A 23,794-nucleotide genomic window follows, 5' to 3' on the forward strand; every position below is an offset into this window, starting at 1 on the left:
CCCTCTCAGGTCGGCTACGCATCGTTGCCTTGGTGAGCCGTTACCTCACCAACTAACTAATGCGCCGCGGGCCCATCTGTAAGTGATAGCCGAAACCATCTTTCAGCTTTCGAACATGAGTTCAAAAGCATTATCCGGTATTAGCTCCGGTTTCCCGAAGTTATCCCAGTCTTACAGGCAGGTTGCCCACGTGTTACTCACCCGTCCGCCGCTAACATCGAGGAGCAAGCTCCTCTTTGTTCGCTCGACTTGCATGTATTAGGCACGCCGCCAGCGTTCGTCCTGAGCCAGGATCAAACTCTCCAATAAAGAGTAAGAATTAGCTCTAAAATTTTTCGCGTTAGCGAAAATATTTTTCATTAAAAATAAAACTAACGTTGACGTATGATTTGTTTAGTTTTCAAAGTACAATTAGGATTTTTCAGGAAAGTGAAAATATCATTCCTTACTTTCGCGTTAACGAAAATATCATTCCTTTATTTTTTCACTTAGAAAAAACATCTTTCTTATCGCTCAGGAGCGACTTTGTTAATATAACATATATCCGAAGTTCAAGTCAATAACTTTTTTAAAATAACTTTCTTTAAAAGTTTGTTGCTTGTTAAGGACAAGAAATAATATAACACGGCTGAAAAATGATTTCAATATAATTTTTATGTTTTTTTAAGTTTTTTTACTTAGCTTCTTAATTCTAAAATCTTTAACTGTCATAATGCCATGAAAATATCATATAAATTTGTATATCAGAGCTATTTACGAGAGGGTGGGAATAGTAGTGTTAGGAAATGCAGCTTTATATCTATCATTTATCATGGCAGTATACTTATTCGTATTTTCCTATATAGAAGGAATTAAAATCGCCAATTCTGATGAGAAAGTTCACGGTGGAACCTTTATTTTTACATTTACCTTTGCATTTATCTTTTCTGGACTTACTTATATCCTATAGTCGTTCCCAGTAATAAGAGAATCAAGTCCATGTGATTCTCTTATTTAATTTCTTTCAATAGTGCTGATATAGCGGCATCCACAAATTTTCCTTTTTCGAAAAATCTTTTCCTCAGAATCCCTTCAAATTCAAAACCATTTTTCTCAAGCACTCTTCTTGAGGCATGGTTTAAAGGATCGTAAAAGGCCTCGATGCGATTTAAGCCCATTTCATTAAAGCCATAGTTCACTACTTTCGCAATGACTTCTGCCATCACACCGCTCCCCCAATAATCTGGATGAAGCTCATAGCCTATCTCCGCTTTAAAATGATCCTTTTCTAAAGCATGAAATCCACATGTGCCTATGAGTTCATTATTTTTCTTCCTGGCGATACCCCATCTAATTTGTTTTCGAGACTGATAACGGAATAGTAGACTTTCAATTAGTTCTACAGCTTGTTGTTTAGACGAAAAAGTTTCTAGATCATAAAATTCCGTCACTCTATCCTGTGAAAAATAACTATACATATTGGAGGCATCCGTTAATTCAATCTTACGCAATCGAAATCTCTCTGTATCTAGTACAGGAAATTCCTCAAATGCTTCATCCCATCCCATGTCCATTCATCACCATTCCTTAAAAGATAGTTTTCATTCTAATTCTCTAGTTTTACTTTACCCTTAAAGATTTTTCCTTCCAATAGAAAAATCGTTAACGCCCCCATCACGATGAGCCCTCCCACCACTTGTGATTGGGAAAGTGTTTCATTTAAAAGATAGTAAGCAAGTATAGTTGCCCCTATTGGCTCTAATAAGATCGCCATTGAAATAACAGAAGCACTCAACCATTTGACTGACCAGTTGAATAATGAATGTCCGAATAGAGTTGGGACAATCGCTAACAAGAGAAAATAGATCCAATCAGAAGTAGGGTAAGGAGCCAATGGTTCTTTTTTTACCAAAACATAGACTAAAAGTGTTAGGCTACTTACACTATATACAACAAATGTATAAGTAATAAGAGTGACTCTTTTCCTAACAGTTTGTCCAAACATTAAATATGCTGTAATTAGCGCACAAGCGATTAATGCAAGGATATCTCCAAATAAAGCTGAACCACTAATCCGAAAATCTCCCCAACTAATAATAAAGCTTCCCACTATAGCCATGATTCCGCAGAGTATAGCTTTTACTGAAAATTTTTCATTAAAAAAGAAATAAGTTCCCACAAAAGCAAACAAAGGCTGCAATGTAACCAATACAGTGGAGCTTGCAACAGAGGTGTAATTTAGTGATTCAAACCAAAGAATGAAATGGAATGCTAAGAAGACACCACCAACGATCGAGAAGATCCAATCTCGTCTCGTAATAAGACGAAGCTCCTTAACATACTTTAATAAAAACATTGGTAACATAATAATTACGGCAAAAAACAATCTGTAAAACGCGATAACACCAGAAGGAGCTGACGACATTTTTACAAAAATTGCAGATGTTGACACGGATAATACGCCAATTGCCAGTGCCAGGTAAGGGTTCATTTTAGGACCCATTGCTTTCAACTCCTATTTAAAATACATACTTAAATCATTTTACAACCTTTTTTTCATTAAGGCTCTTTTCTCAAATTTTGTTGCTTTTTGAGCAAAAAATCAATGAATTAATCTTGTTTTAAGTGATGTCTGCACCCTTAAACAATGAGAAAAGAGCTAGCAAGCTAAGTACGATGCACCAAATAACTACTTCTACGTTAAAATCGGAATTAGGATTTTAACAAGAATATTTGCAAACAGAATTTCATGAATGACTACTAGATTTTTTTCAAAAATAAGGTAAGATTGCTCTAATTACTTTTACATAAAGGTGTGTATGATGCTATGACTGATCTAGAAATCGAAATGCTCATAAAACTTGGGATAACTGCCTTCCTTGGCCTTATCATTGGATTGGAAAGAGAATTAAAAAGAAAGCCCGTTGGATTAAAAACTTGTTTAGTTATTTCCATAGTAAGTTGCTTATTAACCATTGTCTCAATTGAATCAGCTTATATGGTCCCAACAAGACCCGATATTAATATAACAATGGATCCTTTACGACTTGCCGCTCAAATTATTTCTGGAATCGGTTTTCTTGGAGCCGGAGTGATTTTGCGAAGAGGAAATGATAGCATTTCTGGATTAACAACAGCTGCCTTAATTTGGGGAGCAGCTGGAATCGGAATTGCTGTTGGAGCAGGATTTTATTTCGAAGCTGCTGCAGGGGTTGCTTTCTTAATCATAAGCGTGGAAATCGTCCCTTATATCGTAAGTTTAATCGGACCTAGAAAATTAAGAGAAAAAGAGATTAAATTGCAGCTTCACATCAAGGACAAGGATAAAATTGTTACGATTATAACTGCTCTAAATGAAGAAAAGATTTCAATTAAAAATATAAGAATCAAGGACTTAGAGAACGATGACCATCTTGTTCAACTAAGGGTAACCGTGAATCAAAAACGATTAACGACTGATGTCTACTATACCGTTTCTAAACTCGAAGGCGTTCGCAGTGTAGAAATTGAAAGTTTGTAAAAGCACGGTTGCGAAAACAGAATATTATGTATTTCCCTCTTGATTTTTTGCAGGTATCCCCTATATAATTAGCCTTGTAAAACTTCATTTGGGGGATTAGCTCAGCTGGGAGAGCGTTTGGCTGGCAGCCAAAAGGTCAGGGGTTCGAGCCCCCTATTCTCCATAATTGAAAACCCTTGCGCACAGTCGCAAGGGTTTTTCCTATTTTAGCAAGGATCTAATTTTGTTGCTTTTGAAGATACACACAATCTTTACGAAACAGATTTTACCAAACAAACAATCCTACAAACATTGCACTCAACAACGAAACCGCAATTCCACTAACTAATAGTCTCCAAACATTTTTCCCAATGATACGAGACTTTTCTTCTCCCATTATGGAACTGATTGCCCCGTAAATCATTCCGACTGTACTAAAATTAGCAAATGACGTTAAGAAAGTTGTAGCAACAGCTACCGTATGTGGTGCCAAGGAAGGAATCTGTTCTTTTAGATCCATCATTGCTACAAATTCATTTGTAGCTAGTTTAATTCCCATAAGTTGAGCAACGTACAACGCATCTTGGCCAGACAGTCCAAGCAGGAATGCAAAAGGACTGAAAATAATTGAGAATATTTTTTGCACCGTTAATCCATCGATAAAAAATCCTAAAATTCCATTTAAACAAGCAGTTAAAGCTACATAACCGACAACCATCGCTAAAATAACGATAATCATATTCATCCCAACAAGCATACTATTAGAAATCGTAGAGAAGAAATCCTTTCGTTCCTCTTTAGATGGAACATATACAATATCTTCTTCTTTCGTAACATCAATAGGATTTAATACACTTGCAAGGAGCAAAGCATTTAAACAGTTCAATGGAATAGCTGCAAATACATACTCTCCAGGAACCATGCTTAGATAAGCCCCAATAATAGAACCACTAATACTACTCATGCTCATGATTCCGAATGTGAGTAGACGGTTTTCTTTTAATATAGAAAGTTGCTGGCGAATAACGGCCAACGCCTCAGTATTTCCGAGGAACATCATTTGCAGTGAAAAGAAGCTTTCTAACTTAGGCAATCCTGAAACTTTTGAAATAACCCAACCAACTTTATCGATAATCCAAGTTAGAATACCAAAGTAACTTAAGATATCGAAAAAGGTAATGATAAAAATAATCGGCATTAAGGCACTGAAAAAGAAATCCACCGTTGGATTAGCCATTATAGATGGGAAGGCAAAAGCTATACCCTCGTTTGCACTGGAAATAAGAAAAGTAAAAAATGAGGCAATTTGATTAATGACCCATATTCCAATTTTAGTTCCAAGCATAAACCAAGTAATAAGTAGTTCCACTACGATTAAACTTATAATTGGACGCCATTTAATCTTTCTCTTATTAGGAGAACAAAGGAATACGAGACCAAAGACGATTAAAATCCCTAAAATATTCAATAAAAAAAACATGTAAACCACTCCTTCAAATAGAATTCCTCGCATAAGAAGTCCTTTTTCTTCCCCAGCAACAGGCTGAAGCATGAAAAAAGTAAGAGTGGCGAGTATCCTATTTACTCGATACTGTCATTCATCATAACTAGTATCCATGGGAATAGTCTGCATGTTTCATTCTTAATTATTCATACTTCCCTGTAGTCCAGCAATTATGGCTGCCGGGTAGAAACTATCAGACCGTTCAACTGATATTATACAAGGAACATTTTTGTGATTTGCTCATTTTATAACATACAAAAAGATACGACAATGATTTAAAAAGAAGTTCTAATCATTTTATAAATATCAATAATTAGAAAATTAGCTGTTCAATGCTTCCTTCCTATTTTCCCCTCATGCCAGTATAGCGTTTTGCTTGAAAGCATATATTCAGTAGGGGATAATACTATCAACAACAGTTAAATTGTGGAAAAATTTCCGCTGAATTTCTAGATTGCTAGTAGGAACAATGCAATTTTCAAATCCACTATCGGTTATAGAACTTCGCCAAAGGAGGACTGATTATATGAAAAAGATCATATTCATAACGGTTGGGTTCATTGCTATTGTGATCGTAATTGGAGTAGCCGCATTTTTTACATATAAGTCTTTAACCAAAGAATCGGTACAAATCAAGGAAACTACTTCACAAAACGTGGAAGATGGGGAAAAAGTCATCGAGATAATTGAAACGGATGCGGAGCCGGTAGAAGAAGAATTCCCGATGGAGATGAGTGAAGAAGCCATAAAAGATGCTATTCATGGCATGTCCCATCAAAAAGTCCGAGCTGATGAAAAATGGGGATTCATTCCGCTAACTGCCGAACGGGTAAATCGGTTGATAACAATCGTTGAGCAAAATAAGGAAGATTACGAGAATGCGAGTATTTATTTAGATATTCTTAATCGTTGGAGCAACAATGACTTCTCCCAGGTCGACCATGATCATAATAAAATTTGGGATTTACAGAACGGAACGATTGGGAAGGCAACTGGTATTTTATCTTCCGAAGAAGAAAAAGAGTTTATCGAAGAACATTTTGATATTGAATGAATTCATCTTTTCATTAGGGGCTCGTACATAAAAAACTCCACATGACTTTACGTCTCTCCCTTCAATATCCTCCTTGATATAACAAATGTAAACGGAATCGCAATACCAGTTGCGATGAGTGGAGCCACCTTATTATCAAGGTGAACCCATTCTCTTAGGACATACAGTGCCGCTGTAGAGATTGCTATGTTCACCACATAAGTGATCGGAAACTGGAAGAATTTTTTCCAACTTGGCTTTGTCTTGTATGTAAAATATGTATTTAGATAAAAAGAACCAATCATACTGACGAGAAATGCCGTCCAGTGTCCGATTATATAATGTAGGTTCAAAGCTTCTGAAAATAGTAAATACCATAGATAATAGTGAATGGTATTCACGATACCAACCAAAATGAATCTTAGCGCTTCACCTTTCATTTTCTTAGACAACCCTTTCTTCACGATTTCTACCTCCCTATTAGTTTCTCCACAATATTGAAATCGCATCATTTTTATTAGAATTAACCCTATATTTGTAATTTTTGTAGTATAATTTACTAAAAAACGATAGGGGTATATTAGGCTTATGTCACAGAAATTACAAGGGATTCTAGATAATTTAGAAACGATTCAAAGATCTTTCGCAGAACCAACTACAATTACTGTAACGGATACTGAAAAAATTGTTGCCCAAGTGAAGGCAGAGTTTGATACAACGAATATTCCAATTGGACTCCCAGTTGCAAAGATGGAGAACGCACTAATCACAGATTCATTAAAAAATGGCAATGTTAATCGTGTAGAGTTTGGGGCTGACCAAGGTGTAGGTATCTCTTGTATCGTTACCTTTAACCCTATTATGGATAATCACGAAGTAGTTGGCTTGCTTATCATTACTACATCTACTGAAAAAATTGATACATTGCGTAGTGTTGCTTCAGAGTTATCTGTCGCTTCTGAAGAAATGGCCGCTACCTCTGAACAATTATCGAATGTCTCTCATACGATTTCAGAAAAGATTCAAGCAATCTCTTCTGACTCAGAAAGTATTTCAAAAATGATCGAAGACGCGTACCAGGTAATCAAATCGGTTCAGGAAATTGCGAACCAATCAAAAATCTTAGGTTTGAATGCGGCGATTGAAGCAGCAAGAGCAGGAGAATATGGAAAAGGATTTTCCGTTGTTGCGAATGAAATCCGAAGAATGGCCGATCAAAGTAAGGAATCTTCTGTGAGCATTATTGAGTATTTGGAAAAAGTGAATGCTGCTATTAACGGGAATAACTCTTCCATTCACGAGATCGTGACGATGGTCGAAGAGCATACAGCAAGTCTTGCTGAGTTTAACAACTCCTTAGACCTAATCGCATCATCCGCTGATAAATTAATGAGTTCTTCTAAATTATAATGATACCTATGAAAGTGGCTGACACAAAGTCAGCCTTTTTCATTTCCATAAAGTGTTAAAAAAATGTATTCTTCTGTCTATCATTCATATAGTATAATTTACATAAAAAATACTGAAAGAACGGTGGACTAATGTCACAGAAATTGCAAGGAATTCTAGATAGTGCAGAAACGATTCAAAGGTCTTTTTCCGAACCGACATCCATTTTAGTAACCGATACAAAACAAATTCTTGTACAGGTGAGAGCTAGCTTTGATACCACGAATATTCCAGCTGGAACTCGTCTAGATTCCATGCCCCCTAATCCCCTTTTAGAGGAGTCCTTAAGAACAGGGAAAGTAAACAAAGCTGAATTTGGTACTGATAACGATTTCGGACTTCCATTTATTGTTACTTGGAATCCAATCATCGATAACCGTGAAGTAGTTGGTTTACTTATTACAACAACTTCAACCGAAAAAATCGAAAATTTGCGTAATATTGCTTCAGAGCTGTCTGTCGCATCAGAGGAAATGTCAGCTACCTCTGAACAATTATCGAATGTCTCTCATACGATTTCAGAAAAGATTCAAGCGATCTCTTCTGACTCAGAAAGTATTTCAAAAATGATCGAAGACGCCTACCAGGTAATCAAATCGGTTCAGGAAATTGCGAACCAATCAAAAATCTTAGGTCTGAATGCGGCGATTGAAGCAGCTAGAGCTGGAGAATATGGAAAAGGATTTTCCGTCGTTGCGAATGAAATCCGAAGAATGGCCGATCAAAGTAAGGAGTCTTCTGTGAGCATTATTGAGTATTTAGAAAAAGTGAATGCTGCAATAAATGGAAATAACTCTTCCATTCACGAGATTGTGACAATGGTTGAAGAGCATACAGCAAGCCTTGCCGAGTTTAACAACTCCTTAGACCTAATCGCATCATCAGCTGATAAATTAATGAGTTCTTCTAAACTTTAATCATCAATACACAAAAAGCGAGGTAGCTAGCACATATCGTGTAGCTCCTCGCTTTTTTTATCAACTCTAGCGAGAAGACTCCTTCCTCAACAACGTAGGGAGGAGATGAATCGCTTTTTGTGTCTAATTTCGGAATTAAACGAAAACTAAAGGACAACGTTTTGAGAATTTGATAAAATAAAATTGAGAACAAATGTTCCTTTAGGGGTGGTTGAGAAATGAGGAAAACCTATTTTTCTAATCGTGTATACAAAAATACGTTACCTGAAAAATATAACGACTCTATTTCTCATACCCTTCTTTTGTTCAGTCGTTCTAAACACTTTGCATTTCAAACACAAGTATTAGAAAAACGTTCGAATGAATCGAGGAGAAAAAAATCTCTGCATCTTACCGTAAAAGCTCGTTTTCAATTGAATGATCATTATGCAGGGAGTGCTGTGCAAGAAGCAAATGCCCTAATCAAATCTCAAAATGAACTTCGAAAAATGTATATAGAAAACAAAGAAGTTCAACTGACTTCAGTTAAAAAGAAAATAAAATCAACCAGACACCATTTTACGACTCTTTTAAAAATCAAACAAACTTTTGTAAACGGAAGTCCAAAATTTAATCAAACCTCCAGAGAACAACAAGTTGGACATTTTTTTGTGGTGAAATTTAAATTTAGATCTGACATATACTATCATGCTTACCAATTTGAACATGACTACTTAGATGTTCAAATCGCTCATTTTAGAAATAAGTTAGGTCGATTGGAATTCAGATTAGATAGGTTACAAAAACAGGTAAAAAGTTTGAAAAATAATAATAACAGTGTAGTTTTTGGCACGAAAAAATTATTTAAAGCACAACATACCATAGAAAACTATCAAAACGATCATCAACAATGGAGAAAAGATTGGGAACAAGCTCGCTATCATCAAATGACCATTAGTGGACGAAAAGATGCCAAGGTCGGCAATTTCGTTTTTTGTTATATTCCTGAGAAGCAAAAACTACAATTTATAACCCAGGATAGTACTAAGATAGAGATTGACAATCTTGTATTTCCGTATGGTCAAGAACAGGTAAACGATGCAATTGAAACACAGTTGAACTGCAAAAACAAAAAGAAATACGGCAAACCCATTGCATGGTCTATTGAAGATCATGGGGACTACTATAATTTTAAGTGTATAGTGGATGTTCCAGAAAACCCTCATAAAAATTTTAGTCGGGCAGACGGCTTATTAGGTCTGGATTTAAATGTAGACCACATTGCATGGTCCAATATTAATGCAAAAGGTCAACTGATTAAATCAGGTGTGTTTTCTTTCGATTTGGAAGGAAAAACATCTGAACAAATCACAAAAATCATTGAAAACAAAGCAGTAGTTATTGTTGATTTAGCGATGAAGTTAAATAAACCAATTGCTTTGGAAAAATTAAATACCACCCAATCCAAAGTTTCTCATCCATACGGCAATAGAAAAGCCAATAAAGCGATGAGTCAATTTGCGTACAATAAAATGATTTCTGCCATTAAAAATCGGGCAGAGAAAATGGGGGTAGCCGTGTTTGATGTGAACCCAGCCTACACCTCCCAAATTGGCAAAATCAAATACATGAAGCGATTGGGAATTTCGATTCATCAAGCTGCTTCTTATGTGATTGCACGACGTGCAATGGGTTTCAAAGAAACGCTTCCACCAGTGTTGCATTCCCTGTTACCAGAGAAGATAGCAGGTCTACATCACTGGGCGCAGTGGAAGTGGGTTTCAGCATGCCTATCCGATGTTCGTAAACACGCGTTCTATCGGATAGAACTTTTTGCCTGCGACAAGATTGACTCGCTGAATCAACTCTTTCCTCAAGGGGCTCTTTCAGACTTGGAGGTAAAAGGTTTGTCAAAGGTGAAAAGTAGAAAACCCATTGCCTAGTTGAACGGGCGATGGTCTACTAAATTCTTTAGTAGCCTTTTTAGGAATCCCCTTCCTCAAAAATCTAAATAGATTTTAGGTAGGGGTAGTTCAACTTTTTCTCCTAATGAACCATACAACCACTGCAACAAAGGCAACGACGATTAAAGCATAGACCACATTGGAGTAGACATCCATTTTTTCAACGATAAGGTCCCATGAATCTCCCAATTTTGCCCCTAAGCATACAAGGACAATATTCCAAATCATCGTACCAACCGAAGTAAACAATAGGAATACCCAAAAATTCATATTCGACATCCCCGCAGGAATCGAAATCAAGCTACGAATTAATGGAATAAAACGGCAGAAGAACACCGTCCACGGTCCATATTTATCAAACCACGCATCCGCTTTATGTATATCGTCCTTTGTAACTCTAAGGACACGGCCCCACTTGTCCACAATTTTTTCAAGTCTTTCCACATCAAGCTGACGTCCTAGAAAATATAGAACGATTGCCCCAATGATAGAACCTATTGTTGAAGCAATAACAACTCCGATAATCGTCATATCGGTAGTCGTTGTTAAAAATCCACCAAAAGTTAAAATCACCTCTGAAGGGATAGGTGGAAAAATATTTTCAAGGGCAATGAGAAGAAGAATCCCTATATACCCGTATTCGCTCATAATATCCATTAACCAATTTTCCATGTAAATCTCCTTTAATTTGCAATTTACCTACTTAGGATAGTTTATCAGAATCTGCCCAGATAAAAAATATGATTTGTGACCTAGAACATCCTCAACTCGCCGTAAAGGAATACACCGAAAGTGGCTTTACTACTTCATGAGATTCCACAAACGCTTGTAACAGCTTCACTTCCGATTGAACAAGCTCTTTCATTTTCACAGGCATATCCTTCGTCTTTTCGAGCTCGAACTCTATGTCCGAAACGACTTTATCAATTTCCCATACGCCATCTTGCAGCTCAGATGAATCGATTATTTCCTCATTAAGAACATTCCAACCAGCACACTCAACAATCTTTTTAAGATCATCCGGTGTAAAAAGCGTCCGTACATTCGACTCACTATCTTGCTTAAACGCCTCATACTGAGCCTGAATTTGGATCGATAAAAGATGAGGATACTGTTCAATCGTATGGACTCTTGCATCCCATTCAGCAAAACAGAGCTGTTTTCCCCATCTTTTTGCTTTTTCCATAATACGTTGAAGCTCCTCAAAGGAAGATAAATACCAGGAACAATGAGAAAAAACAATATAATCAAAGGAATTCTCCGGGTAATCAAAATCTATAGACAAAACATCCGTTTCTAAATCAATCTTTATTTGTTTTCCTAACTTTGATTTCTTTAAGAAGTCTAGAGAATCTCCAAGGGTAATCGGAGCACCGTAATCACCGGAGGCCACATCAATTCCTTGTACAAATCCCGTTTCGCCAACAAAATAGGCAAGGACTGCCGTTGTATCCCCTTGACCACAACCGATTTCAAGAACTCTACTTCCTTCTTTTATTCCCCAAAACTCCACTAGCTTGATGCGATGTTCAGTTTGCACTTTCTGGATGTTAGACATTTCTTGATGTGTTGCCATACACGAAACAATCGTTTCCAAGATATCCTTCTTCATACTCCATCCCCCACAAACTCTATTATCTTTTAAAAACACTCTTGTTTCATTCTAGTGGAAAACGAAGGAATAGAGAAGGACTTTCGATGATTTTTTAGGTGATACTTCCAAGAAACGCAAAAAAATAAGAGGAAAGCAAAGTTCCCCTTTTACCAGATGCTCTACATAAGTTATAAAAGCGTAATACCACTGAGGAAAATCATAATAGCCAAAATCGTTCGGAGGGGTTTTGCGGGAAACTTGGAAGAGAGACTACTTCCAATCGTAACACCAGGAATAGAGCCTACAAGGAGATTAATCATTAATGCATAATCCACATTTCCAATACCAGCATGGAGAAGACCAGCAACCGTGACTAATAGAAAGGCATGAGCGATGTCCGTCCCAACTAGTTCAGACGGAGTTAATTTATACATCAAAAGCATCAGGAGGGCAAACAACGACCCTGACCCAATCGATGTAAGACCTACAATAAAACCAAGAACAGCACCAATACCAATCGTAAGAGCTTTTTTATCCTCCAACGGCTTTACTTGCCATCGATTCCATTGGAATCTTTCCTTCATAAAGGTTTTGATCAGAGTGGTGAGCGCCACGATTATGAGAACATAACCTAGCGCATGCTTGATGACGTCTTCTTGATTATGAAAAAAAGCATTAAATAGATGAAGTACGCCAACAGCACAAATCGCACTTGGAATGCTTCCGATGGCAAGATACTTAACCAGTTTTAAATTAATGGTCTTTTGCCGCCAATGTTGCATGGAGCCAAAAAATTTTGTGATCGCGTTATAAGCCAAATCTGTACCAACTGCAATCGATGGACTTATCCCTAGCAGAACTAAAATTGGTGTTAATAATGCTGCTCCTCCAACACCTGTTAAGCCAACCATAAATCCTACTAATAGTCCCATAACTATAATTCCAATACTCATTTAGCGCTCGCTCCAAACATTCAATTCATACCCTAATTTATGAATTGGTCATGCGCCTTGTTACAAATGTATTGGAGCTAAAATGGACTATTCTTCCTCTTCATCCTTCAATTCGATTTTCTTACAGCCTACGTATAAACAAGAAAAAATATCAATTCCTTCTTTCGCTTTCGCTAATCCTTTTAAATAAGGTTTAACTAAATCCTTGAAGTCTAAGCTAACCCCCTCTTCTTCTAAAATCCCATAAACATACAGCTTCTTTTCATCAAAAAGCAACGCTACATTCCCTACTGCCTTATTTGATGAATCAACGATATTCAGTACTTGAAATTCAGGGGTAATAACCTCTGGTGAAAAATAAATCTGCATATTTGTCTTCTCCTTTTAAGAAAGGCTATTTAATTTTTTCATACCAATCGTGAATACTATGGCCATTTCTCAAGTAAACTGTAGTTTTTCAAATAAGGTGTCGCTATTTTTTTCTTTGGCTGGTTCCTTTTTACTCACTTTAATAAAGATAAGCGACAATAAAGCAACGAATAATGTTAATCCTGCCGTCGTTAAAAACAGCCCCGTTCGAGACCAGTCCATCAACGTACTATAAACAGGTGGTCCAACAGCAACTCCGAGAAAGCGAACAGAGCCATACAACGACGTGACAAACCCACGTCTATCTGTTGGTACGGAGCCTGTAATGAAACTATTGATACACGGGAGCACAAGGCCTGTTCCTACACTACTAATTGCAAGCACCGCGAAAAATGGCACTAAACTTTTGAATAAGACAAGACTCGAAAATGAAATGGTCATCAATATTAATCCTAAAACGATAAGCTTCTTCATTAATGGCATTTTTTTACCGATTTTACTCCCCGTTATATAGGAGGTAGTGGTCATAAATAATAAAGGTATCGCCAAGATCCCACCCTTTAGTACCCCATCAATTTGATAATCTTTTTCAAGAATATCGGAAATGTAGAACAAGATACCAAACAAAGTGAACAAGCACGTCGCCCCTGTTAAATACGCAACAAATAACCAACGGCCCTCCGTTTTAAAAACGGATACTAATCCTTTTACATATTGACCGACAGGCGGAGGTTCTTTTTTCGTTTTTTTCTCCTTTATAAAAAAGATCGTTAATAAAACAGACAGTAAACAAAAAATGGGAAAGGCAAAAAATGCCGCATACCAAAATAAAAGGGCAAAAAGTGAGCCGATTAAGGGACTGATTACCTTCCCAAATCCATTTGAGGCTTCGACTAAGCCTAACACTTTACTCTGCTCTGCCCCTTTAAACAAGTCTCCTGTTAAAGCCATGGCAATCGGTGCTGTTCCTGCAGCCCCAAGTCCTTGCATAATTCTCCCGGCCATAATCCACATATAAGAATTAGAAAACCACGCCGCTGCAGCCCCAGCTAAAAGACCGCCACTTCCATACAAAATAAGGGCAGGAATGATGACTGCCTTTCGTGAAAACCGATCCGATAAGTACCCTAAAATGGGAATGGCGATTGCCGCGGCGATAGAAAACACAGAGATTATGAGGCTTACTTTAAATTGCGAAATATCTAGTTCTGTTTTCATTTTCGGCAAGATAGGAATAAGCATGGAATTCCCCAATACGAGAATGAGCGGGATAGAACCAATAGCGAAAATCGTCATCCCTTTATGCTTTTGCTTTGCCATGGATCGAACCCCCTATAGCTATACTTCAACCTATATTATTGTTTGAATCCGTGCGGGAGATTATTCAATTTTGTTGTCCACACCTGTTGTTTAATTTCAATGGAACAGCCAAATAAATACACATTCACCCAATTTTTGAATAGGCTATTTTAAAATTAGTACCTATGACCTTGGAGGAGGAGCGTTCCTTATGGATTTTTTAGAATTACCGAAAAGAACAACTGGAAATAGAAGCTATGGTTTGACCTCGATTGTTGATTTTGGTACCCCAATAGGGGAATTAGAGCATATACTTAAGGATTATCATCCATTCATTGATATTGCCAAATTAGGCATTGGCTCAGCCTATGTAACACCTAATATAAGCCAAAAAATTTCCCTATATCAGGCGTATGGAATTAAACCGTATTGTGGAGGAACATTATTTGAAAAATGCTATCTCCAACAGAAACTGCCTGAGTACTTTGCTTGGTTGAAACAATTAGGGGTCGAGTGGCTAGAGGTATCCAACGGAACCTTGGATATTTCACTTGAGGAAAGGCTTCAAATCATTTCAAGAGCGAAGGACTATTTTTACGTAATAGCCGAGGTTGGTTCTAAGGATTCGACTCAGGAGATGCCGATTTCGGAGTGGAGAGCGGAGATTGAGCTTTTGCTCGATGCAGGCTGTAAATATGTGATTACTGAAGGAAGAGATTCTGGTACAGCAGGGATTTACGATCAAAACGGAACCATTAAATCAGACCTGATCCAAGAACTTATAAAAGGCTTGGATTGCCGAAAAATTATTTTTGAAGCACCTACACCAAAGCATCAAATGTTTTTCATAAATGAAGTCGGAGCAAATGTGAATCTGGGCAATGTCAAACTTACAGATGCCCTTATTTTAGAGGCCCAGCGCCAAGGCTTAAGAAGCGAAACATTTTTTCTGGAGGAACAGGAATGGAAATTACTCTTATAAGACATCTCCCTACTAAATGGAATCTCCAAGCTAAGCTTCAGGGGAAACGCGATATCCCAATCCTTCCTATATCTGAAGATGTTCAGGAAAAAATTCACCACAATCTTCAGTTATTAGAAGGCAAATCATTTGAGCACGTATTATCTAGTACATTAACTCGAACAAGACAAACAGCACAAGTATACGGCTTTGATACCAAAAGCGAACCCCTTTTAGATGAGTTAGACTTTGGTCCTTTTGAGGGGCGCACAAAGGAAGAACTCATTCTGCAATACGGTCGTTTGTGGAGTGAGAATCCACGTGAATTGGTGCTCGGAGAAAGTTTACTAAATCTCGAAAAACGAATTATTTTATTCCTTGAAAAATACAAGGAGGCAACTAATATTCTAGCTTTTGGCCATGGTTCTTGGATTAGGGCCTTATCATCTTATTATCAACATGGCCATATTAATCAAATGAATCAAGTAACTGTTTTAAACAATGAGTGCATCTCATTCGAGTTTTAAAGACGTTTATTTTTTTCTCCAACTTGGCGTTAAAAAACTGCTGGGATTAAACTTTAGCTCATAAATGAAATCAATAATATTCGTCGAAATGAATTGGCAGATGATCGCATAAATGACAATCTTATAATCGATCACAATCGACGTTAATAAGAAAATGCATAGATTTATCGCCATCATGACTTTTCCTGGGCTCCAATTTTTATAGGTGGCAATCATTAAAGCTGGAATGACCATGCCCCCACTGGATGCGCCTGCTCGGATAAGGATTCCTACACCGACTCCAAAAAGAATCGCACCTGCCACAATATCTAATATAATGTTCACATGTGGAACGATTAGATATTTTATTGAAAAGAGACTAACGGTTGTAGATGTTGTCGCAACCGCAAGTATGGTCCGAAACGTCCACGTATAGCCAAAATACTTCAAGGCAAAAACCAAAAACACGACATTTGCTAGCCATAAAGAAAAGCCAAGAGGTAACTGAAACCAATGATTCACGAGGATGGCAAGTCCAGCTGCCCCCCCGGAAGGGATGGAATGAGGAAACAAAAAGATCGACATGGCCATCCCTTGAACGATGGCCCCCATTAGTAAAAAGAAATAAATCAATATTGTTTTTTTCATCTAGACAGATGGGGCCTTTAAGTTTAACCGGATATCCCTCATTTTGTTTCCTCCCTATTGGACATCTTCCCTTGTCCATTTTATGAAAACCTCATAGAGAATATGAACGTTTTAAGAAGATCAGTACAATTGTGTTTGGAACTATTTCAAAAAAAGCAAAACAAAAAGGCTTATCCCTATAATAGAGATAAGCCTTTATTTATCTAATTAAAAGTTAGCAACACGTCTCACATGTCCACTGAAATGTGATTTATAGTAACCAGAGTTCATGTTTGCAATCGCAACACCTGTAGAAGATTGAGAACCGATGAATTTCCCTCCACCAAGGTAGATACCAACATGGCCATCTTTCTTGTATGTGTCAAAGAAAACTAAATCTCCTGGACGAGCTTCGCTATAAGAAACCTTTGTACCTTGACCTCTTAATGCACTTGTACTAGAACCGATATTGATACCAGCTTGTCTAAATGCCCAGCTAACGAAACCAGAGCAATCGAATCTTCCGTTTGCTACATCATATGCAGATCTTCCGCCACCAAATACGTAAACAGAATTACCGATATATTTGTATCCAGCATTTAAAATAGTGCTAAGACTACCATCGTTTGCTGGTGGAGTATAAGCAACCTTACCACCACTTGATTGAGTAGATTCATTACTAGAATCGTTTGAGCTATATGCTGCTCTTTGTGCTTCTTGTTCAGCTTCAAATTGAGCTTCTAATTCGTTTAGCTTCGCATTATTTCCTTTTTGCGCTTCTTCTAAAGATTTTTTCAGCTCATCGTTTTGTTGCTTTTGTTCTAGCATTTGAGCTTTCATACCTTCAAGCTCTTCTTTTTTCTCAGTTAACTCGTTAAGCTTTTTGTCTACTGCAGCTTGTTTTTCAACAACTGCTGCTTTATCTAGCTCATGTTGTTTTATAAGATCACTGTCAGCACTTGCAATTTGAGAAACTGCAAATACACGATCGATAAAATCACTAAAATCTTCTGAACCAAGAAGTACTTCAATATAGCTCACTTTACCACCAGACTCTTGGAAAGATTGAGCACGTTTTGCTAAAATTTCTGTTCTTTTCGCAATAGTATCATTTAACACAGCAATTTCTTCTTCAAGCTTTTTAATTTCTGCCTGTGTTGTAGTTATTTCAGATTCTGTTTTTGTAATTAACGCATTGTTATCATTAATGGCTTCATCCATTTTTTTAATCTTATCTTCTACTGCAGCTAATTTGCTTTCAGTTGCATCGATATCTTTTTGGACTTGTTGAATTTGTGTAGAGTAGTTTGCACTGACTGAAGGGATTGCAATAAAACTCCCTACGCCTAGGATGATTGATGTATTCAGAGCTATAAGTTTCTTTTTCATCGTTCTATTTCCTCCGACCTTCTTGGTTTCGACAAGTTCATTTAAATATGTACTAGCCATTAGTCTATAAAATTATAATTCTCGTATTTATTCATTTAAGTGACAAAATTCATGTTAAAAAAACATTTTTCTCATCTAGTACTATATCAGTCTATCGTAACAGAATGATGTTAATAATATTACAATTATGTTTCAATTCATTAGTATCTGGTACTAATAACCTAAAATGAACTAGTTCATTTGGAGCGAAATGGTAATTTTAACTTAGGATTCCATGATATGACAAAACGAAGATTTTAGGGGATTTTGTCGAAAATCGCCAACGAAAGCTAATTAAATGGGGCGGTTTATCTACTGGTGTGAAATCAACAAAAAAAGGGCCAATCAGAGAGTTTCGTTCTCTGATTGGCCCTTTATCATTATTCTTCAGATGACTTTTTATCATCTGTTATATTGTATTCATACTTAGAGCGATCGATTGGTGTGAAGCCAGTCGGTTCATAGAAACGTAATAAATCACCATTCACAACATTGTCAGAAAGATGTAATTTGTACTCAACGATTTCTTGGAACTTTAGTGCTTCAGCTTCTTGTTCCTCGGTAATGAGTTCACCAGTATTGGAATCATAGAACTTACCACCAACAGAAGTAATGGTTGGGCTGACAAAGTCACCATTTCGGAATGGAACAAGTGAGTCATGTTCCTCAGATAATAAGTCTGTACCAAATTGGATATATTCTTTAGTATCAATCCCTAATAAATGCATTAGTGTTGGTAATACATCGATTTGACCACCATATTCATGGTTTACGCCGCCCTCCATGCCTGGTACACGGATATATAACGGTACACGTTGTAAACCAGATGCGCTGTCAAATGTTGAAAGCTCTTTACCAAGTACTTTTTCCATCGCCTTATCATGGTTTTGTGAAATACCATAGTGGTCACCGTACATGATAATAATCGAGTTATCATATAGTCCAGCTGCTTTTAATTCTTCAAAGAATTGCTGTAACGCTTCGTCTGCGTATCGTGCAGTCTGGAAGTAATTATCGACTGATTTATCACCTGTTGTATGCGGTGCAATCGTTGTTTCATCCTGATTCATCGCATATGGATAGTGATTTGATACAGTAATAAACTTCGTATAGAACGGCTGTGGTACAGTTTTTAATAACTCGGCTGATTGTGCAAAGAATGGTTTATCCATCAAACCATATTCCGCCATTTGTTCTTCTTCAGTATCATAATAGCTAATGTCGAAGAATTTATCATAACCGAATGATTTATAAATTTCATTTCTGTTCCAGAAGCTTCCTGAGTTTCCGTGGAAGACTGCTGAAGTGTACCCTTTTTGTCCCAAAATTGCAGGAGCTGCTTGGTACGTATTGACTCCTTTTGTTGTAAAGGCTGATCCTTGTGATAAGCCATACAATGAGTTTTCAATCATAAATTCTGCATCAGATGTTTTACCTTGTGCAGTTTGATGATAGAAGTTATCAAAGTACATCGTATTTTGATCTCTTATTAACGAGTTTAAGAATGGAGTTACCTCTTCACCATTTAACTGATAATCCATCAAGAACGTTTGAATCGATTCAAGATGAAGATAAATGACATTCATCCCTTCACCGATTCCAAAATATTTCGGATTGGGCTGTGCATAGTTTGATTTTGTAAAGTTCACAACTTCTGTAACATCACTACTATCAGCCATAACCCTTTGTGCAGATGCCTTTGTACTTTGAACAGCATCATAAATCGTGTAGTTGTACATTCCTAAATATTTCACAATGTAATTACGGTCAAACCCTCTAGTTAAAAGCTCTGGACGATCGGATTCTGCCAATGCTAAGTTCAAGCTTGAGAATCCTAATGCTAAACATAAAACAGCAGCAATTTTGCGACGGCCCATATCTTTAATTTCAATCTTAACAACTTTAAATGCAAGTAATGCAATAAGAATCACATTATCGATAAAAAATAAAAAGTCATATGGCTTTAATAATGTTACGACACTTCCACTTACATCACCAAAGTTTTGTGTTTGGAATAAAGTTGGCAGTGTAATAAAGTCATTAAAGAATCGGTAATACACCACGTTCGCAAATAAAAGGAACGATAAGATAAAATCAATTACCATTAAAGCAATATATTTTCTTCTTCCTTTAAAGAAGAAGGCAAATCCTAAAAACAATAAAGAAGAACCTAGCGGATTTAGAAACAATAAAAACTTTTGCAGAGAATTTTCGATGCCTAAGTCAAATTGTGTTAACTGCATAATATAAGATTTTAGCCAAAGTAATACGACAGCTAAAATAAAGAAACCAATATATTTTTGAGATACATTAAATCGTTTTTGTAAAGTGTTTTTCATGATTTGTTGCACCTGCCTTCTAGTAACCTATTATACTTCTTTACAAAATAAATGAAAGATACGATTGGAACCATTCAAGCTATTATCTAGCATAACTGTTAAATATGAACAATATATGAAAAGCTAAGACAAATTATTAAAAAATATTGGACATGTTGTGAAATCAATTAAATTATTTTTATGTTGTTCTTTAAAATTAGCATGAACACAAGATACTAATATACTCCTTTTTAAGGAATTGTCAAGAGGGTGACCGGTTAGATAATTTTACATACTGAATAGACGTATTACCCCCCAAAAAGGTTTCACAAAACCTCATTTTCGAAAAATAATGAAAATGAACTAGAAAATGTTTTGTATTTAATTTTGTATTTTTCAGCAACCCTTTTAAACATAGTAGAATACTATTAAAAGCATGTCTTCAACAATGATGTTTCCTTTAAGCCAGAATCGGACATATAAATAGAAGAAAGTCGAAATTTGACGAGAAATTTTGGTAGTTTTTCAGATAAAAAAAATCCAATTCTTTTATGAATCGGACTTTTGATTATTTACTTTAGATGTTCGATTATTTCTTTGTCTTATCTTCTTCTATTTTATCGTCCTCAATAATCCCTTTTGTTGAGTTTTTAAACTCTTTTAGAGACTGACCGACCGCGCGACCAATTTCAGGTAGCTTTTTGGGGCCAAAAATAATAAGAGCAAGAACTAGAATTAATATCAAACCTGGAATTCCAATGTTAGAAAACATTTTTTCACTCCTTAATGTATCTCTTACCGTACGAGAGATGCATAAACTTTCCTATATATTATACCCAAAAGTATTGTAACATATCGGCAACCCTCAATCTACTCCATCCTTTGTCATCAAGTACTACAATTCTTACGAAAATGGTTATAATTTTTTTCTAATTCACCTTTAAGAGTAGTAAATATCACTGATGTCTGTTAAAATCTGTATTAATATGTAATCAATCCCTTTATTATCGATAAATGGTAGAGGGATTATTTCTTGTCTATTATGTGGTAAATTTGATCATAACCGCTCAAGCTTATAAGGAGTTTTAGTCATGTCGATACCCGTTAAAGAAGGCAATTTAGTTAATGTCATCGAAACACTTCGAAAAGAAATGATTCGGACAGGAATAGAAGAAGGTTTGGCGAGTCAAAAGACGATTGCCTTAAGCCAACTTCTTGACCTATACATCATGAAATATCAACAACTCAATTCCAAAAGGTATAACAAGGCATTTCATTAAATCCTCCATGTCTTGTTATGCTTTTTTCTTTTTCTAAGAACTGATCCTAAAATCCCCCCAAAAAAAATAGACCTAAAGGTTTCCCTTTAGGCTTATTTCAAAATTATTTAGGAGTATTTATACCAGAGTCATTTGAAAGCAAAAGTTTCGCTCTCTTATTATTTGTTGCAATAACATAAATGGCTCCTATCGCGATTAACACGGCAATGATCGAACCAATGTTAAATAATCCTTTTTCTGCAGTCCAAACAATTGAGTAACCCAATGCACCAAGTAATAGGGCATAATAGAGAAACGGTAGGAGCGTTTTTCGAATAACGGTTCCTTCCTTCCCTACTAGGCCAACGACCGCTGCGGCAGCAACTACGTTATGCACGCAAATCATGTTTCCAGCTGCGCCACCTACCGCTTGAAGTGCCACCACCCACGTCGGGTCAACCCCAATTTGTGAACCTACATCGTATTGGAATAGGGCAAACATCATATTACTTACTGTGTTACTACCAGCAATGAAGGCACCAATTCCACCGATAAAAGTAGCAAAGATCGGCCAGGCATCCCCTACGAGTGCTGCAACTCCGTTAGCCAACTCAATTGGCATCCGTTCATATCCGGCCTCTCCACCACCAGTATTTAAAAACACTTGTACCATTGGGACTGTGAAAATAAGCGCTGTTGAGGCAGCAATCATTGTCTTTCCAGACGCACCCCACGCTCTTTTATACGCAGCTCCATTCATCCCGTGCAAAAAGTAAGTAATAACAGAGACTAAGATAAATATAGCACCTGGCGAATAAAGTGGTTGAAAACTAGACGTTATGCCTGACCCAAAAATATCTTCCCATTTTAGTGTCCATGCTTGTGACCACTCCAAAAATGGAAGCGATTGCAAACGAGTTAAGATTAAGAACAGTCCAACTAAAACATAAGGAGTCCACGCTTTAACCATACTCATGCTGCCGCTTTTATGAGCTATATCTTTTATTTCTAACTTTCCGCTCCATTCAGGATCCCATTTGGATTTTTCCTCGAAATCCCAAACTTCATCTTCCTTCGGCATAAATAACCCTTTTTTCGCAGCAAAAATAACAATTGCTAAACCAACCAAGCCACCAATCATTGACGGAAATTCAGGTCCTAATGTGTTCGCCACAATTACATATGGAATCGTCATGGCGAATGCGGAAAAGAGTGCGAACTTCCAAATTTTTAGCCCTTCTGTAAACGACTTATTTTTCCCAAAAAATTTCGTCATAAAGGCAACTACGAACAGTGGAACCAATGTACCTGCAATCATATGAAGAATGGAAACTTTCTCGGCAATGTCGACAGTTAACGCTAGAAAATCACTCGTAATACTTGTATCTGCTGAAAGACCTGTTTGGACTCCTACTAACATTGGGGTGCCCACAGCTCCAAACGAAACAGGTGTACTTTGAATGATCATCCCGGCTACAACTGCTGCCATGGCTGGAAATCCTAAACCAACCATAAGTGGTACTGCTACCGCAGCGGGTGTACCAAAACCAGCCGAGCCTTCTATAAATGAACCGAAAAGCCATGCAACAATGATGACCTGGATTCGTCGGTCTGGAGATATATCCGTAAATCCTTGGCGAATCGTTTTGATTCCTCCACTTTCTTGCAAAGTGTTAAGTAATAATATAGCTCCAAAAATAATGTATAAAAGCGTTCCAGCAGTGAACAAACCATGAAGTGAGGCAGCTGCTACATTTGCACCAGGTACCTTCCAAACAAAGAGGGCAAGAGCGATTGCAACTAAATAGGAGATTGGCATTGCCTTACTTGCGGGCCATCTTAAACCAACGAGAAAGATGGCAACTACGATGATTGGTAAGAGCGATAATACAGATAACATTCCCGTACTCATTAACATTCCCCTTTCATTTTTGATTCGGCTCTTTTCGCATCGTTTGTTGTTTTGTTACGGTAGGAATCAGTCTACTGATACAACTAGAATCTTATTCCAAAAACAACAAATTTTTCGAAAAAAACCTCTGATAATAAGAAACAATATTACTCTTCGTTGCATAATAGGCAACAATGTTATATAACAATAAATATTTTGTTATATAACATAAGTAAACCTAAATAGAATTATACATACTTTTCTG

23 protein-coding genes, 1 tRNA gene, 1 rRNA gene and 1 riboswitch are annotated in these 23,794 nt (G+C 36.9%); of the genes, 10 read left to right on the forward strand and 15 right to left on the reverse strand.

Translation table 11 applies throughout. From position 1 onward, the window contains the following. A 16S ribosomal RNA gene (locus tag FAR12_RS00005) occupies positions 1-309 on the reverse strand; the annotation flags it as partial. 466 nt (positions 310-775) lie between these two features. Here FAR12_RS00005 and FAR12_RS23170 point away from each other — a divergent pair. Continuing rightward, complete coding sequence (locus tag FAR12_RS23170; protein WP_170972030.1) at positions 776-949, forward strand: hypothetical protein; 174 nt, start codon at positions 776-778, stop codon at positions 947-949. A gap of 40 nt (positions 950-989) precedes the next feature. Here FAR12_RS23170 and FAR12_RS00010 read toward each other — a convergent pair whose 3' ends face one another. Both FAR12_RS00010 and FAR12_RS00015 read right to left on the reverse strand, forming a co-directional pair. Then, positions 990-1,553: a GNAT family N-acetyltransferase gene (locus FAR12_RS00010; protein ID WP_342772266.1), complete on the reverse strand. Its 564-nt coding sequence runs from the start codon at positions 1,551-1,553 to the stop codon at positions 990-992. A 32-nt stretch (positions 1,554-1,585) separates the two neighbouring features. Then, complete coding sequence (locus FAR12_RS00015; protein ID WP_126405190.1) at positions 1,586-2,482, reverse strand: DMT family transporter; 897 nt, start codon at positions 2,480-2,482, stop codon at positions 1,586-1,588. Positions 2,483-2,806: 324 nt separating this feature from the next. Between FAR12_RS00015 and FAR12_RS00020 the strand changes: the two genes are divergently transcribed. Both FAR12_RS00020 and FAR12_RS00025 read left to right on the forward strand, forming a co-directional pair. Next, positions 2,807-3,499, forward strand: coding sequence for an MgtC/SapB family protein (locus tag FAR12_RS00020; RefSeq protein WP_126405191.1), 693 nt, complete (start codon positions 2,807-2,809; stop codon positions 3,497-3,499). Positions 3,500-3,589: 90 nt separating this feature from the next. Further along, positions 3,590-3,662, forward strand: a tRNA-Ala gene (locus FAR12_RS00025). A gap of 102 nt (positions 3,663-3,764) precedes the next feature. Here the strand turns inward: FAR12_RS00025 and FAR12_RS00030 are convergent. Then, a complete protein-coding gene (locus tag FAR12_RS00030; protein ID WP_126405192.1) occupies positions 3,765-4,958 on the reverse strand; it encodes a nucleoside transporter C-terminal domain-containing protein in 1,194 nt (397 codons plus the stop codon). 163 nt (positions 4,959-5,121) lie between these two features. Further along, positions 5,122-5,222: riboswitch (purine riboswitch) on the reverse strand. A 286-nt stretch (positions 5,223-5,508) separates the two neighbouring features. Here FAR12_RS00030 and FAR12_RS00035 point away from each other — a divergent pair. Next, positions 5,509-6,036 carry a DUF6241 domain-containing protein gene (locus FAR12_RS00035; RefSeq protein ID WP_126405193.1) on the forward strand — a complete coding sequence of 176 codons (528 nt, stop codon included), beginning with the start codon at positions 5,509-5,511 and terminating at the stop codon, positions 6,034-6,036. 47 nt (positions 6,037-6,083) lie between these two features. Here the strand turns inward: FAR12_RS00035 and FAR12_RS00040 are convergent, their stop codons facing one another. After that, entirely contained in the window at positions 6,084-6,479 is a 396-nt protein-coding gene (locus tag FAR12_RS00040; RefSeq protein ID WP_246010259.1) for a GtrA family protein, read from the reverse strand. A 502-nt stretch (positions 6,480-6,981) separates the two neighbouring features. Here FAR12_RS00040 and FAR12_RS24110 point away from each other — a divergent pair. From FAR12_RS24110 to FAR12_RS00055, 3 genes are all read left to right on the forward strand, one after another. Continuing rightward, complete coding sequence (locus tag FAR12_RS24110; protein WP_425456122.1) at positions 6,982-7,425, forward strand: methyl-accepting chemotaxis protein; 444 nt, start codon at positions 6,982-6,984, stop codon at positions 7,423-7,425. A gap of 512 nt (positions 7,426-7,937) precedes the next feature. Next, positions 7,938-8,381 (forward strand): methyl-accepting chemotaxis protein, encoded by a 444-nt coding sequence (locus FAR12_RS24115; RefSeq protein WP_425456123.1) that lies wholly within the window; start codon positions 7,938-7,940, stop codon positions 8,379-8,381. A 218-nt stretch (positions 8,382-8,599) separates the two neighbouring features. Further along, positions 8,600-10,303 carry an IS200/IS605 family accessory protein TnpB-related protein gene (locus tag FAR12_RS00055; RefSeq protein ID WP_126405196.1) on the forward strand — a complete coding sequence of 568 codons (1,704 nt, stop codon included), beginning with the start codon at positions 8,600-8,602 and terminating at the stop codon, positions 10,301-10,303. Between the two features lie 90 nt (positions 10,304-10,393). Here FAR12_RS00055 and FAR12_RS00060 read toward each other — a convergent pair whose 3' ends face one another. The 5 genes from FAR12_RS00060 to FAR12_RS00080 form a co-directional block, all read right to left on the reverse strand. Further along, positions 10,394-10,996 (reverse strand): DedA family protein, encoded by a 603-nt coding sequence (locus FAR12_RS00060; RefSeq protein ID WP_126405197.1) that lies wholly within the window; start codon positions 10,994-10,996, stop codon positions 10,394-10,396. A gap of 91 nt (positions 10,997-11,087) precedes the next feature. Continuing rightward, positions 11,088-11,936 (reverse strand): class I SAM-dependent methyltransferase, encoded by an 849-nt coding sequence (locus FAR12_RS00065; protein ID WP_126405198.1) that lies wholly within the window; start codon positions 11,934-11,936, stop codon positions 11,088-11,090. Between the two features lie 170 nt (positions 11,937-12,106). Beyond that, on the reverse strand, positions 12,107-12,871 hold the full coding sequence (locus tag FAR12_RS00070) for a sulfite exporter TauE/SafE family protein (protein WP_126405199.1): 765 nt from the start codon (positions 12,869-12,871) through the stop codon (positions 12,107-12,109). 87 nt (positions 12,872-12,958) lie between these two features. Continuing rightward, on the reverse strand, positions 12,959-13,240 hold the full coding sequence (locus tag FAR12_RS00075) for a hypothetical protein (RefSeq protein ID WP_126405200.1): 282 nt from the start codon (positions 13,238-13,240) through the stop codon (positions 12,959-12,961). A gap of 69 nt (positions 13,241-13,309) precedes the next feature. Further along, positions 13,310-14,560 (reverse strand): MFS transporter, encoded by a 1,251-nt coding sequence (locus FAR12_RS00080; RefSeq protein ID WP_126405201.1) that lies wholly within the window; start codon positions 14,558-14,560, stop codon positions 13,310-13,312. 190 nt (positions 14,561-14,750) lie between these two features. Between FAR12_RS00080 and FAR12_RS00085 the strand changes: the two genes are divergently transcribed. Together FAR12_RS00085 and FAR12_RS00090 are read left to right on the forward strand one after the other, a co-directional pair. Next, positions 14,751-15,521 (forward strand): phosphosulfolactate synthase, encoded by a 771-nt coding sequence (locus FAR12_RS00085; protein ID WP_126405202.1) that lies wholly within the window; start codon positions 14,751-14,753, stop codon positions 15,519-15,521. After that, complete coding sequence (locus tag FAR12_RS00090) at positions 15,503-16,027, forward strand: phosphoglycerate mutase family protein (protein WP_126405203.1); 525 nt, start codon at positions 15,503-15,505, stop codon at positions 16,025-16,027. The genes FAR12_RS00085 and FAR12_RS00090 overlap by 19 nt, the downstream gene beginning before the upstream one ends. Positions 16,028-16,033: 6 nt before the next feature. Here the strand turns inward: FAR12_RS00090 and FAR12_RS00095 are convergent, their stop codons facing one another. From FAR12_RS00095 to FAR12_RS00110, 4 genes are all read right to left on the reverse strand, one after another. Beyond that, a complete protein-coding gene (locus FAR12_RS00095; protein WP_126405204.1) occupies positions 16,034-16,654 on the reverse strand; it encodes a YitT family protein in 621 nt (206 codons plus the stop codon). A 207-nt stretch (positions 16,655-16,861) separates the two neighbouring features. Next, on the reverse strand, positions 16,862-18,022 hold the full coding sequence (locus tag FAR12_RS00100) for a coiled-coil domain-containing protein (RefSeq protein WP_126405205.1): 1,161 nt from the start codon (positions 18,020-18,022) through the stop codon (positions 16,862-16,864). A 419-nt stretch (positions 18,023-18,441) separates the two neighbouring features. Next, complete coding sequence (gene ltaS, locus FAR12_RS00105; protein WP_126405206.1) at positions 18,442-20,400, reverse strand: lipoteichoic acid synthase; 1,959 nt, start codon at positions 20,398-20,400, stop codon at positions 18,442-18,444. Positions 20,401-20,968: 568 nt separating this feature from the next. Then, positions 20,969-21,151, reverse strand: a complete 183-nt coding sequence (locus FAR12_RS00110) for a twin-arginine translocase TatA/TatE family subunit (RefSeq protein WP_126405207.1) — start codon at positions 21,149-21,151, stop codon at positions 20,969-20,971. A gap of 319 nt (positions 21,152-21,470) precedes the next feature. Between FAR12_RS00110 and FAR12_RS00115 the strand changes: the two genes are divergently transcribed. Next, a complete protein-coding gene (locus FAR12_RS00115) occupies positions 21,471-21,659 on the forward strand; it encodes an aspartyl-phosphate phosphatase Spo0E family protein (protein WP_126405208.1) in 189 nt (62 codons plus the stop codon). A 103-nt stretch (positions 21,660-21,762) separates the two neighbouring features. Here the strand turns inward: FAR12_RS00115 and FAR12_RS00120 are convergent, their stop codons facing one another. Continuing rightward, positions 21,763-23,550, reverse strand: coding sequence for an L-lactate permease (locus FAR12_RS00120; protein WP_126405209.1), 1,788 nt, complete (start codon positions 23,548-23,550; stop codon positions 21,763-21,765). Between the last annotated feature and the right edge of the window lie 244 nt (positions 23,551-23,794).

The organism is Bacillus yapensis (genome assembly GCF_005280205.1).
Taxonomy (GTDB): domain Bacteria; phylum Bacillota; class Bacilli; order Bacillales; family Cytobacillaceae; genus Robertmurraya; species Robertmurraya yapensis.

Coding starts and splice junctions, on each gene's coding strand:
- FAR12_RS00010 (WP_342772266.1), bottom strand. CDS start 1,553: ATGGACATGGGATGGGATGAAGCATTTGAGGAATTTCCTGTACTAGAT.
- FAR12_RS00015 (WP_126405190.1), bottom strand. CDS start 2,482: ATGGGTCCTAAAATGAACCCTTACCTGGCACTGGCAATTGGCGTATTA.
- FAR12_RS00020 (WP_126405191.1), top strand. CDS start 2,807: ATGACTGATCTAGAAATCGAAATGCTCATAAAACTTGGGATAACTGCC.
- FAR12_RS00030 (WP_126405192.1), bottom strand. CDS start 4,958: ATGTTTTTTTTATTGAATATTTTAGGGATTTTAATCGTCTTTGGTCTC.
- FAR12_RS00035 (WP_126405193.1), top strand. CDS start 5,509: ATGAAAAAGATCATATTCATAACGGTTGGGTTCATTGCTATTGTGATC.
- FAR12_RS24110 (WP_425456122.1), top strand. CDS start 6,982: ATGGCCGCTACCTCTGAACAATTATCGAATGTCTCTCATACGATTTCA.
- FAR12_RS24115 (WP_425456123.1), top strand. CDS start 7,938: ATGTCAGCTACCTCTGAACAATTATCGAATGTCTCTCATACGATTTCA.
- FAR12_RS00055 (WP_126405196.1), top strand. CDS start 8,600: ATGAGGAAAACCTATTTTTCTAATCGTGTATACAAAAATACGTTACCT.
- FAR12_RS00060 (WP_126405197.1), bottom strand. CDS start 10,996: ATGGAAAATTGGTTAATGGATATTATGAGCGAATACGGGTATATAGGG.
- FAR12_RS00065 (WP_126405198.1), bottom strand. CDS start 11,936: ATGAAGAAGGATATCTTGGAAACGATTGTTTCGTGTATGGCAACACAT.
- FAR12_RS00070 (WP_126405199.1), bottom strand. CDS start 12,871: ATGAGTATTGGAATTATAGTTATGGGACTATTAGTAGGATTTATGGTT.
- FAR12_RS00075 (WP_126405200.1), bottom strand. CDS start 13,240: ATGCAGATTTATTTTTCACCAGAGGTTATTACCCCTGAATTTCAAGTA.
- FAR12_RS00080 (WP_126405201.1), bottom strand. CDS start 14,560: ATGGCAAAGCAAAAGCATAAAGGGATGACGATTTTCGCTATTGGTTCT.
- FAR12_RS00085 (WP_126405202.1), top strand. CDS start 14,751: ATGGATTTTTTAGAATTACCGAAAAGAACAACTGGAAATAGAAGCTAT.
- FAR12_RS00090 (WP_126405203.1), top strand. CDS start 15,503: ATGGAAATTACTCTTATAAGACATCTCCCTACTAAATGGAATCTCCAA.
- FAR12_RS00095 (WP_126405204.1), bottom strand. CDS start 16,654: ATGAAAAAAACAATATTGATTTATTTCTTTTTACTAATGGGGGCCATC.
- FAR12_RS00100 (WP_126405205.1), bottom strand. CDS start 18,022: ATGAAAAAGAAACTTATAGCTCTGAATACATCAATCATCCTAGGCGTA.
- ltaS (WP_126405206.1), bottom strand. CDS start 20,400: ATGAAAAACACTTTACAAAAACGATTTAATGTATCTCAAAAATATATT.
- FAR12_RS00110 (WP_126405207.1), bottom strand. CDS start 21,151: ATGTTTTCTAACATTGGAATTCCAGGTTTGATATTAATTCTAGTTCTT.
- FAR12_RS00115 (WP_126405208.1), top strand. CDS start 21,471: ATGTCGATACCCGTTAAAGAAGGCAATTTAGTTAATGTCATCGAAACA.
- FAR12_RS00120 (WP_126405209.1), bottom strand. CDS start 23,550: ATGAGTACGGGAATGTTATCTGTATTATCGCTCTTACCAATCATCGTA.